This window comes from Bacillus sp. SIMBA_005 (assembly GCF_046535585.1).
Classification (GTDB): Bacteria; Bacillota; Bacilli; order Bacillales; family Bacillaceae; genus Bacillus; species Bacillus pumilus.
Genome location: NZ_JAWRWI010000157.1, coordinates 1 through 322, shown reverse-complemented (window position 1 = coordinate 322; position 322 = coordinate 1). Strand labels below are relative to the sequence as shown.

The window sequence follows — 322 nt, the reverse complement described above, 5'->3', positions numbered from 1 at the left end:
CAGCACGTTAACGAGTGTTTCTTTGCTGTCAAAATAACGATAGATCGTTCCTGTCCCTACATGAGCACGTTCAGCTATCATAGGAATAGTGGTAGCGTCAAAACCCCTTTCCGTAAAAAGTGAGACCGACGCTTTCATAATCATGTCGTATTTACTGCTGGATGCGGATAGCATATAATCTGACAACCTCCGATTCGTTTGCGGAATGAATATTCATTCCTTTTGTTCACAAAGAATGTCTGCCCTGTCTGAAATCACCTCTTTGTTCTTTCTTCTGTTATAAGTTTAAAAGAAAAAAACTTTTTTTAATATAAAGTATATG

Annotated in this window: 1 pseudogene; it reads right to left on the bottom strand. The window is 37.6% G+C overall.

The annotated features are described in order from the left end of the window. A pseudogene (gene fatR, locus SB660_RS19550) lies at positions 1–174 on the bottom strand (transcriptional regulator FatR); the annotation flags it as partial. Between the last annotated feature and the right edge of the window lie 148 nt (positions 175–322).